This window comes from Hymenobacter sp., from assembly GCF_036387835.1.
Lineage (GTDB): Bacteria > Bacteroidota > Bacteroidia > Cytophagales > Hymenobacteraceae > Hymenobacter.
Genome location: NZ_DASVSY010000101.1, coordinates 1 through 7,077 on the forward strand (window position 1 = coordinate 1; position 7,077 = coordinate 7,077).

The window sequence follows — 7,077 nt, forward strand, 5'->3', positions numbered from 1 at the left end:
GAGGCGCATAAGCGCATAATTCGGCTGCGCATTGCTGATGAACTACTAAAGGCTGATGTCGGCCTGAAGATGCGCTGGGATATTCTGCGCACCGAAACCGGCCGGCAGAAGCTACGGCAGGAAACCGCCGCTACGGTTGATTTGGCCGGCTACGAAGATGTTGAGCAGCTGGAGGCCAGCTTAGCGAACCTGCGGTTTGCCTACAACAGCGTGCAATCATTGCCGGACCAATTCCGGCCAACCTTTGAGCAGTTGGCAGGCCACTACCAATTGGATTTAGGTGCTGCGATTGACAGCCGCACCATGGTATGGGGCGAAGACAAACAAAAGGTGCTAGACTACTTCCAAACGGTATCTGAACAGTTCGAACAGGCGAGGAAAGTTATGCGCGCTTTAGGGCTACATACTTGGCCATTAGATAACCTAGTTAGATCCCTATCGTCTTTTTACAACCTCACTGGTCCTACTCAGATGGATCAGCCATTAATGAGGGTAGATGTTCAAGCAATTTACACCCGCGTCATTCCTGAACTGGAGCAAAAGGACCTACTAGCTGACTTTCCCAAGTCTATCAAGTAGCTAATCCTGCGGAGGCTTTGGAAACGCTAGTCTGCCACTGTTGGCGCTTGCACGCTCTTAACCTACGGTTTGCCTTAGCCGAGCTCGAGCCTCAGGAACGGCGTCAGATACTGGACTACATAAATCGCACGCCCGAGCCTCCAAAGGCCAAAGCCTATCCCATTAGCGAGTGCATGAAGGCTTCGCGGCGGGTAGCCGAGCTACTGGCTATCAATCCAAGTTGGAGCCGGGCCCGGGCGCGCGGTGAGACTGCCCGAGAACTACAGATCACCACGGTACAGCTACGCAGAATGCTGCGGCACGTGGAATAGAAGCATAAGACTTTCAAAATCATCACTTAAATATCCTTAACAAAATGGCTGAGTCAGCTACTGTTTCCACACCTACACAGGCCCTTGCAGCCTTAGATCAACTTAGATCTGAAATCTTGGCTACGCTCGTACCGGGCGCGAATGTCACCGGGCCGCAGCTGGCCAGCCTCATGACGAGGCAACTAGACGAAATAGTCGGCACCATCCAGCGCCGCGGCGAAACCCGGTACGGCAACGGAGTGCCATCGAGCGTACTCGGCTTTGATAACGACGTGTACACCGACACGGCAACTGGCTCTGAATACCAGAAGGCAGGCGGGATCTGGACATTTAAGTTCAACAAGAAGGGCGCCGCTGGCAAAACGCCCCAGCTGGGCGTCGACTACCAGAATGGGCAAGACGGGCTGGACGGTAACGAGATTGTGGATAAGCCTTACGCGCCGGGCCTCAATGACCAAGTAGGCTACAAAACAGGTGATCAATGGTTTCACTCCATCAGTCAAAAGGCCTATGACCGCTATACTTTCATTGATGGGCAGTGGCGGCTGGTTTTTCGGAAAGCTGAAACTTCTACTACGCCCGTGGTTTCAGCCGTTACCGTTACGGGCTTTTCTCCCTCATCAGCCCCGGCCGGGGCTTCGGTCACGATCAATGGCAGCGGCTTCACCGGGGCTAGCTCGGTCAGCTTCAACGGCACGCCCGCTAGCTTCACGGTGCTTAATGCAACCACTATCAGCGCAACGGTACCCGTGGGGGCTACTACGGGCAAAGTGTTGGTAGCAACTGCCTCGGGCAGCGGGCAGAGCACGGCCAACTTTACCGTAACGGCCACGCCTACGCCGGGCAATACGTTGCCTGTCGCCAATGCGGGTAGTGACGTTACCTTAACGCTGCCCACCAATCAGGTGGCCCTATTAGGCACCGGCACCGATGCGGATGGCAGCATTACCGCTTATGCCTGGGCGCAGGTAACCGGACCCAACAACGCCACGGGTTTGCCGGCTTCTTCGCAAAACGTGGTAGCCAGCAACTTAATCGAAGGCATCTACCAGTTTCGTCTGACGGTTACGGACGATAAGCAAGCCACCAAAACGGATGATGTGGTAGTGACCGTAAATCCGGCTGCGCCTACTACTCCAGCAGGAAACGTCATCGACTACTCGGCGGCGGGTATGTTCAGCCAAACCATGTATGATGAGGCCCGCACCGGCTACCGGATGCGCAGCAGCACTGCCGTAGGCCGCACCTTCACTACGGCTGCCAATACGGCTACATTTAGGATCTATTCCAACACAGGGTATGATGGGGGCAATAAAGCTCGAATAGCACTTCTTTGTGATGGGGCGCCGTTTGCCACTATAACGGCAACCAGTGCGGGGGTATCGGACTTCGTTGTACCGCTAAAAACAGACGGGCAATCCCACATTTATACGCCGGTTGAAGGAGTGGCAATGGCCTTAACAGGCACCACTTTTGGCGGCACGTATGTGCTTGGTGTCACGCTGCCCACAGGCGCTGCTTACACTCTCCAGCCGCTGCCTGCCCGCAAAGCCAACCGAATCGCGATGCTATCCGATTCCATTCTTGTTGGCGATGGCACCACCAATCCGGGCGTAACCAGCCCCGTAGCATACCTACGTGGCCTTGCCCCGTCTTACGAAGTAGCAACGATTGGTTTTTGTGGTCGGGCTGCTAATACTAGTTTAGCCAGTCCAACAGACGTAAACGAGCAAGCGCAACGGATCGCGGATTACTTGGCAGGAGCAAATCTGAAAACGTTGGTGTACCAACTAGGGGCCAATGATGCCAATGCGGGGTATAGCATACCGGATTTCAAGACTGCAGCCGCCAACCTACTAGACCGAGTACATTTCCTGGATGCCAGTATTCGCGTCTTAATTGCCCGGCCCTACTACATGAATGGCGAGGGCAGCAAAAATTACGATGCGTACCGCACGGCTTTGCAAGAGGTAGCAGCGGCAAGAAGTTCGTTTGTTGTCTACCACGATACCAGCAGCGTTGTAGATGGTAGCACCGCATCGGCAAGGCTGGCAGATGGCTTGCACTTTAATGATACAGGCGCCTACATTGCCGCGCAAAACTTATTGGCAGGCATTACGGGGCAAAGCGTACCAGCCAGTGGTGGCGGCGCTCCAGCAACCAAAGAACCCAAAAACCTAAGCGTCAACTTAATCGGACAGCCGTCCTGGGACGATGCGGGGCCAGGTTGGCAGGGGTATGAGGAACGGTTGACGGATGATGGCGCTTGGCAGCCGCTGACCATACGCGACACGGTTGGGGGGCGCCTAACGGGTTCACAGATTGCCAGCGGCGCCACGTATTCGGTGCGGCTGCAATCAACGTCAGGTGGCGATGGCTCCTTTAGCTCGGTGCAGTTTACTGGTAACATCAACGGCGATTACGACGAGACGCAATACGAACTAGCAGGTGGTGGCTGGACTCCCTTTGCTGGCAATGGCAGCTATAATGGCTCGTTGCGGTACTTGGATATGGGGGTGGGGTACTCCGCAACCACCAACCTAGCACGTTTCACCGGCTCTTTCACAGGCTTTGCCTGGGTAACGAGTTCTCAGGTAGAGAACGCCGGGGATGTCTATGTAGATGGCAACTTCTACGGCTCGTACTTGGTCTCGGTGAATCAATTCGGCGGCTTAGGAGGCGTCGCATTCAGTATTACGGGCCTCACGCTAGGGCAACACACCATCGAGTTCCGCAAAGTGGCGGGCAAATTCTTGTTTGCTGACCGACTTATAACACTCGCTTAATCTTTGAACTGCTGATTCCACTCTTCCCAGTCAAGGCAGGGATACGGGGGAGTAGGTTGTTCCACGCCACGGCCCTAAAATAGGGCAATTTAGGGGCTCAAACACAGACTAATCTTCACGTAATTAAAAAGCCTCCTGTAGATGCAGGAGGCTTTTTAGGTTAAGTACGCGTGTTTCCTTTTAGATGATCACTTGCCCATTTAGGCCGCTTAGTGAAAGGAAATCTGTAAACCCCCTCACTTACTTCTTGGCACTTATTTGGAGCCAATATCATATCATAAGTTGGTTGGGCTTCCTGGCGCTGAAGGAATATTATCGTGGCTTCGCTTAGTGCCTCTTGATATGAAGCAGCTTGGACAATGATAGCGTCATCTTCATCATGCACACTAGAGTTTTCAAAGGTCGTTCCCATCACCAAAATTTTAAACTATAACGTAATAGCACCATTCTTTATTGTGCTTCCTAACCAATATTTATTACGTGACGCTTTGCCCTACGTCCGCGACGGTTTCATTAGCTAACGCTTGGCAATAGCTCAGTTTGATTAGAGCTTAGCTGTATGGTAACAGAACCTGAATTATCCGCCTATGAGCAGCTAACCGCGAAGCAGAAAGCTTTCGTAGATGCCCTATGCCTTGAACCCAACATGAGCGGCCGCAAAGCAGCTATTGAAGCGGGTTACAACAAGGCCGGCGCTGCTGTCGAAGCACACAATTGCTTGCGAAACGCAAAGGTTCGCAAAGCGTTGGGAGAACGGCTACAAGACACGGCGCCTACTACAGAAGAAATTGCTGCTCGGTGGGACCGGGTGAGCCGAGCAACCCTCGATGACTTCTATAGCATTCGTAAAGTAGCTAGTCCTACCAAGATTGAGCAGCCCCTAGAAGAAGCTATTGCGGCTACAGAAGAGAGTATCAGGTATCAGTATGAGTTGATGACGCGCTCTTGGCCACTGCTTGGCACCAGTGCTGATGATCAGGCTAAAGAACTGGAGCAGCATGAGCAATGGGTAAAGCAGCGTCGGGTTGAGATTCTAAACTATCAACTGCAGCTGGAGAAAGACACATCAGCTTTTCGGATTATTGATGGCCCTCCAGAAACTAAGAAGGTCTTAGAACTCGACCTTATGAAAGCGAAGCGCCGTGGCGTACTTGATCTGGCCAAATCTATCAAGCCATCTCAGCACGGCTTTGCAATCGAGCTACGGGATCCAGATGCTGCGCTTGACAAGCTGGCTCGTATTGCAGGAGCCTACAAACAGGATAATGAACAACTCCGACCAATTGCAGCCATCAATGCCAAAGTGGAAATCATTAATAGTGGCCCGCCCTTAGCATCTTCCGAAAAAGAAGTACAGATGTAGCCAAATTAAAAGGCCCGCCCTCATCATTGATGGGAGCGGGCCTTTGTCCTTCCGAGGCAAGCTGGCAACTATTCCGGGTTGGTACTTCGAAGATACAGTATCAGAGCCATTTTGTTGTTATGTACCCCTAGCTGTACCCCCGGAAAACAAAAACGCCGCTCCCAAACCGGAAGCGGCGTTTTCTGTGGAGCTGCAGGCTCATGAACCCTACTGCTACTAACATATTCTTGTACAGCACCTTATGAAACGTGCATAAGGCAGAGTAACCGATAGAGTTACCTAAGACACCATTTTCAAGGGGGTGGCCTCGGTAAGCTCTGCTGACAGTCGGTTACTCATTTCGAAATTTAGGGCATCGGTGCCGGTGGCTGCTAAGCCGGCGCTGGGTGACTTGGCCAAGGTGAGGGCCATCTCCCGCCATAAGTCTCGCTCCCGCCTCATTTCCTTTAGTTCCTGGCTTTCCTGTAATGGGCTCATCACCGGCTGCTTTACTACGTCCGGTTTGAGGTCAGTGAACATTTGGCCTTTTCCGGTAAGCAGCCAATGAAAATTGAGGTTTGGAATTCTCTCGGCAAGCAATGCAAGGGCATCCTGGGCCGGCTTGTTTTTACCGCTTTCAAAATTAGAGTAACGGCTCTGCTCAATGCCGGTGAACCGGGCAAAATCGGTTTTAGTCTTGCCCATTGCTTCCCGCAACAGAGCAAGCCTTTCATTAATCCCTTCCATTAATACGATTAATACAGTCCTATGATTAATTTCATGTTAGACAAAACTTCTCATATATTTGAGTCGTTTTTGTCCACAACTAAGGGACAAACGTAGAGCAAATTTCATAAAATACAAAGCCTTTCATATGGAAGTATCTCAGAATAACCTTAATGCTATTCTTGAATTACCCAAGGAGCAACGGTTAAAACTCTTTAGGGAGGAACTGGCAAAGGTTACGCCTCATATGTCAGATGATTATGGCGCCTTTACGCGACGTGAATTTCCTCATCTAAAGACCAAGAAAGGCCGCACTCATATGTACAATGTGAAATTGTACGGATCAGAGGATTGGGAGCTTCTTTTCTTCTGGAAGCGTCTTTTCGTGCCAACGGGGTCTATGGCCGCAGCTTAGGGAGAATGAGGGCATGAATTTTTTTGCCCGAATTAATGAATGTTTTCATGTTTGTTATTGTGAAATATGAAATACTTCATAAATTTGGCTCATCAATAATCTACAACTACGGATGAGCTATACCCTTACTCTCACCACTGATCAACGGCCCGCACTGCCTAGCATCATTGACTATGCTGAACTGATTGCCAAGCATTTACCGGAACCGCTGGTAAGGCTGGCAGATATGGAACAATTGGAGCGCCGCTGTGAGGAAATCAACCTCAGCATGCCGCGCTTCAAAGAAGAAACGCCACTCGTGCTTAAAACGGAACGCGCCCGCCGCGCGGCCTTTCAAATGCAAGCTCACTAGTCCCTTTCAATACATTTTTTCATCCTTAACCCATTCTCGCCGATGGACGCTCAAGGTATCATCATCATCAACTCCACCCTCAAAAATGGAGAGTGGACTGCAACGGCCACTATTAATGGCCAATTCGCCGGCAGCGCTACGGCCTCCGGTACCGGCGCCCGCGCTAAGAAGTACGCCGAGGCGGAAGCCCGCAAGGCTGGCGAATCATTCCGCCGGCAGCTGCAGCTGAGCTCTACCTGGGTAGGCTCCGGCTCCTACCACGTTGCCTCCCTTGCGGAGCTACCGGAAACGATACGGCGCAGCCACCGCCGGCCACAGCAACAGTTCGATCAAGTATCCCCCATCAACCTCTCACCGGCACAGTTTGAAGCTGCTGCCTAAAAACAAAGCGGCCACCCCTCGCCGGGTGGCCGCCTTAGTTATTCACTGATGTTACGCACGGAGTTGCCCGAGTTGCCGGTACATGGCTTTTAGGCCGACGGCATAGAGTTGAGCTTTGAGGCGAAAATGCCCGATGCCGCACTTGAGCTTGAGGGCCTCCAGTTTGGTGTAGGCCAACACGGCAG

7 protein-coding genes and 1 pseudogene are annotated in these 7,077 nt (G+C 52.0%); 6 read left to right on the forward strand and 2 right to left on the reverse strand.

The window, feature by feature from the left end:
• The 3 genes from VF639_RS19415 to VF639_RS19425 all read left to right on the forward strand — a co-directional run.
• On the forward strand, nucleotides 1-579 hold a 579-nt coding region (locus VF639_RS19415; protein WP_331147598.1), incomplete at its 5' end, for a hypothetical protein.
• A gap of 427 nt (nucleotides 580-1,006) precedes the next feature.
• Nucleotides 1,007-3,676, forward strand: coding sequence for an SGNH/GDSL hydrolase family protein (locus VF639_RS19420; protein ID WP_331147599.1), 2,670 nt, complete (start codon nucleotides 1,007-1,009; stop codon nucleotides 3,674-3,676).
• Nucleotides 3,677-4,235: 559 nt separating this feature from the next.
• Complete coding sequence (locus VF639_RS19425) at nucleotides 4,236-5,039, forward strand: terminase small subunit (protein ID WP_331147600.1); 804 nt, start codon at nucleotides 4,236-4,238, stop codon at nucleotides 5,037-5,039.
• A 279-nt stretch (nucleotides 5,040-5,318) separates the two neighbouring features.
• Here VF639_RS19425 and VF639_RS19430 read toward each other — a convergent pair whose 3' ends face one another.
• The gene (locus VF639_RS19430; protein ID WP_331147601.1) at nucleotides 5,319-5,765 is read right to left on the reverse strand and encodes a helix-turn-helix domain-containing protein; all 447 of its coding nucleotides are present in this window, start codon (nucleotides 5,763-5,765) and stop codon (nucleotides 5,319-5,321) included.
• A gap of 127 nt (nucleotides 5,766-5,892) precedes the next feature.
• Between VF639_RS19430 and VF639_RS19435 the strand changes: the two genes are divergently transcribed.
• From VF639_RS19435 to VF639_RS19445, 3 genes are all read left to right on the forward strand, one after another.
• Nucleotides 5,893-6,159: a hypothetical protein gene (locus VF639_RS19435; RefSeq protein ID WP_331147602.1), complete on the forward strand. Its 267-nt coding sequence runs from the start codon at nucleotides 5,893-5,895 to the stop codon at nucleotides 6,157-6,159.
• A 112-nt stretch (nucleotides 6,160-6,271) separates the two neighbouring features.
• Nucleotides 6,272-6,511: a hypothetical protein gene (locus tag VF639_RS19440; RefSeq protein ID WP_331147603.1), complete on the forward strand. Its 240-nt coding sequence runs from the start codon at nucleotides 6,272-6,274 to the stop codon at nucleotides 6,509-6,511.
• A gap of 42 nt (nucleotides 6,512-6,553) precedes the next feature.
• Nucleotides 6,554-6,892: a hypothetical protein gene (locus tag VF639_RS19445; RefSeq protein ID WP_331147604.1), complete on the forward strand. Its 339-nt coding sequence runs from the start codon at nucleotides 6,554-6,556 to the stop codon at nucleotides 6,890-6,892.
• A 51-nt stretch (nucleotides 6,893-6,943) separates the two neighbouring features.
• Here VF639_RS19445 and VF639_RS25515 read toward each other — a convergent pair.
• Nucleotides 6,944-7,077 (reverse strand): annotated as a pseudogene (locus tag VF639_RS25515) (IS701 family transposase); the annotation flags it as partial.

Bases quoted from the DNA above. Each gene is read 5' to 3' on its own strand.
- VF639_RS19425 (WP_331147600.1), top strand. From the start codon at position 4,236: ATGGTAACAGAACCTGAATTATCCGCCTATGAGCAGCTAACCGCGAAG.
- VF639_RS19430 (WP_331147601.1), bottom strand. From the start codon at position 5,765: ATGGAAGGGATTAATGAAAGGCTTGCTCTGTTGCGGGAAGCAATGGGC.
- VF639_RS19435 (WP_331147602.1), top strand. From the start codon at position 5,893: ATGGAAGTATCTCAGAATAACCTTAATGCTATTCTTGAATTACCCAAG.
- VF639_RS19440 (WP_331147603.1), top strand. From the start codon at position 6,272: ATGAGCTATACCCTTACTCTCACCACTGATCAACGGCCCGCACTGCCT.
- VF639_RS19445 (WP_331147604.1), top strand. From the start codon at position 6,554: ATGGACGCTCAAGGTATCATCATCATCAACTCCACCCTCAAAAATGGA.